The organism is Aneurinibacillus danicus (genome assembly GCF_007991215.1).
Classification (GTDB): Bacteria; Bacillota; Bacilli; order Aneurinibacillales; family Aneurinibacillaceae; genus Aneurinibacillus; species Aneurinibacillus danicus.
In genome coordinates this window covers 1-2,977 of the sequence record NZ_BJXX01000088.1, presented here as the reverse complement: position 1 = coordinate 2,977, position 2,977 = coordinate 1, and the positions used below count along the sequence as shown (strand labels likewise).

The window sequence follows — 2,977 nt, the reverse complement described above, 5'->3', positions numbered from 1 at the left end:
ATCTCCTTTCTTCTTTTTCTCCTTCTTTTCTCATAATTTTCACAGAAAAAGGAGAATAGAGTATGCGCACAATCTACTTAGATAATGCTGCCTCTACCTGGCCAAAGCCGGAGGGGGTAAGTCGGGCGGTAGCTGAATGTATTGACGAGTATGCAGCAAATCCCGGGAGAGGCGGCCATAAACTATCGCTTAAAGCGAGCAAAACCATTTATCAGGCCAGGGTCAAATTGGCCCGGCTTTTTAACGTGAAAAATCCGAATGACATTTTTTTTACCTTGAATGCAACACATGCGCTTAATCAAGCCATTAAGGGATATATCAAATCAGGCGATCATGTCATTACAACTTCGTTGGAACATAACTCCGTCCGTCGCCCGCTGGAATTTATGCGGAAAGAAGCGAATGTGGATATTACGTACGTCAAGCCGGAAGCGCATCGGTTTTCGCTTGATACCATTCGATCCGCCATTCGTGAAAACACCAGGCTCATTGTCGTAAGTCATGCCTCTAACTTGCTGGGGACGATTGCACCGGTAAAAGAGATCGGGCAGCTTGCCCGTGAAGCGGGGATTACGTATCTGGTGGATGCCTCGCAGACAGCAGGCATTCTTCCGCTGGATGTGGAAGATATGCACATCGATATGCTGGCGTTTCCGGGGCATAAAGGTTTGTATGGTCCACAGGGAACAGGAGGCCTGTACGTTCATTCCTCCATTGAGTTAACCCCGCTTCTACATGGAGGAACAGGCAGTCACTCCGAAGATATCGATCAGCCAAAGACTCGTCCGGACCGCTATGAGAGCGGAACGCTAAATACACCGGGGATTGCCGGATTGGCTGCAGGAGTTGACTTTGTTCTGGAAACGGGGATCGATGCGATTCGTGAGAAGGAGTGGCATCTTACACGTCTGCTGCTTGAGAAGCTTTCTGAAATGGAAGGTGTATCTGTATTTGGACCAGAGAAAGAAGTAGAGCGTGTAGGGGTTATCCCATTTATGGTTGAAGGAGTCGATGCATCTGAACTTGCGTATATTCTGGATCAAGAGTATAACATTGCAGTACGCGCCGGTTTTCACTGCACGCCGCTTGCTCATGAAACTGCAGGTACGAGTGATACAGGAGCGGTTCGGGTAAGCTTCGGTTATTTCAATGAAGAGCAGGATATAGATGAACTGGTAAGGGCTTTAAGAGAGATCAAAGAAGCTTTTACGGTGTAGAGAAAGAGAGGGGCAGCAGGAGTCATGGTGTTATTGGGTACAATTGTCAATGCGGTTGCGATTATTGCAGGAGCGCTGCTGGGATCATTATTGTCAGGCATTAAAGAAAACATGCGGGTAACCGTCATGCAGGGAATTTCGCTTGCGGTTTTTATACTTGGGATCCAAATGGGAATGGCGTCTAAAAACTTTCTGCTGGTCATTTTTAGTCTTGTTGCAGGCAGTATTCTCGGGGAATGGTGGAAAATCGAAGAAAAGCTTCAGACCTTAGGGCGCTGGCTGGAAAGCAGGGTGGGTGGCAAAGGCAGAGGCAGAGGCAGCATTTCTACCGCTTTTGTCACCGCTACACTTGTCTATTGTGTGGGAGCTATGGCGATTTTGGGATCGCTTGACAGCGGATTAAGGAATGATCATCAAGTACTGTTTACGAAAGCAATGCTCGACGGATTCTCAGCGATTATTTTTGCTTCCGCACTTGGTATCGGTGTCATTTTCTCTGCCGTACCCGTATTTTTATATCAAGGAGCGATTGCATTAAGCGCCTCCTATATTAATGAACTTGTCGATAAAGAGATGCTGCTGATTATTGTGAACGAGATAACCGCAACCGGTGGTATTATGATTATGGCGATCGCCATTAATCTTCTGGAATTGAAGAGAATCAGAGTTGCCAACATGCTGCCGGCCCTGATTGTCGTATCTCTTGGGGTTCCATTTGTGGAAAATTGGCCGCATATTCAAAAATGGATTGAAAATTTACTGTAAAACGGAGAAAAGCATATGTTCCACTGCCAGGTGAGCCCAAATGACTTCAGCGGTGAATCATATGCTCTTCTTTTATTCCGAAGCACTATGATAGAAAGAATTTGTTGTTACATTTGACATATACCGAGGCGAATATTCTCTAGCCTGGGCAATCGCATTGTACAATGAGGTAGCGATTACTTCGCCCATTTTCATAACAACGCTTAAACGTGTATTCTGCAGGACAAAATATTCCATGAACCCGCCGATATTCACGATACCGGTAATATGGAATGTGCCTACTTCAGGCAATTGCTTTTTCACGCCGGCGCCAGGTTTAATGGGACCGTGTGCCACCGTAATTTTCCCGACGCTGTTTAACTGACCCAGACAGGCGTCGATGGCGATAATCAGCGGATTGCCGTGATTTTTCTTTACGTGATCGATCGTTTCCTGAAGGTTAACGGCATGGACGGGGGAATCAAGCGTTCCATAAATGGATACGTTATTCGGGTATAACCGCTCAAGCTGTGTTCCGACAATAGGGCCGAGCGCGTCTCCGGTCGAGCGGTCTGTACCGATGCAAAAAACGACAATGTCAGAATGTCCACGATATACGCGAAGTCGCTGTTGGAGATGCTGGCTCAACAGTTCAATGGCTTGTTCCTCTGAATGGTCAACGCGAAATGGATTGGGTGGGTACATCTGTACCGTATTGCTGTCGTTTATCATGCGTACCTCCCGTATAAGAAGAATGTTATTAGTATACGCCAAAATTTTGAAAAATATACTGTGGTTCTAGTGTATTCAGAGACCGGTAAAAAAGGGACAAATTCAAGTAAACACATAAAAAAGTTTTTATTAGTGTTTATACCACTTGATTAGCGGAATGACACAGAAATACAACGAATTCTGTATATGACGCGGAATGAGATTTTTGCTATATTTTTTATCAGAGCATTGTTGAACAGAAAATCACCATGGCATCTCAGCCGCAACCCCGACATGAAAATCAT

Annotated in this window: 3 protein-coding genes; 2 read left to right on the top strand and 1 reads right to left on the bottom strand. The window is 45.6% G+C overall.

What is annotated here, in order from left to right:
• Nucleotides 1-62: 62 nt before the first annotated feature.
• Together ADA01nite_RS10675 and ADA01nite_RS10670 are read left to right on the top strand one after the other, a co-directional pair.
• Entirely contained in the window at nucleotides 63-1,217 is a 1,155-nt protein-coding gene (locus ADA01nite_RS10675) for an aminotransferase class V-fold PLP-dependent enzyme (RefSeq protein ID WP_146809954.1), read from the top strand.
• Between the two features lie 24 nt (nucleotides 1,218-1,241).
• Nucleotides 1,242-1,982 (top strand): DUF554 domain-containing protein, encoded by a 741-nt coding sequence (locus ADA01nite_RS10670; RefSeq protein WP_146809953.1) that lies wholly within the window; start codon nucleotides 1,242-1,244, stop codon nucleotides 1,980-1,982.
• A 72-nt stretch (nucleotides 1,983-2,054) separates the two neighbouring features.
• Here the strand turns inward: ADA01nite_RS10670 and yyaC are convergent, their stop codons facing one another.
• On the bottom strand, nucleotides 2,055-2,693 hold the full coding sequence (gene yyaC / locus ADA01nite_RS10665) for a spore protease YyaC (RefSeq protein ID WP_146809952.1): 639 nt from the start codon (nucleotides 2,691-2,693) through the stop codon (nucleotides 2,055-2,057).
• Nucleotides 2,694-2,977 lie beyond the last annotated feature (284 nt).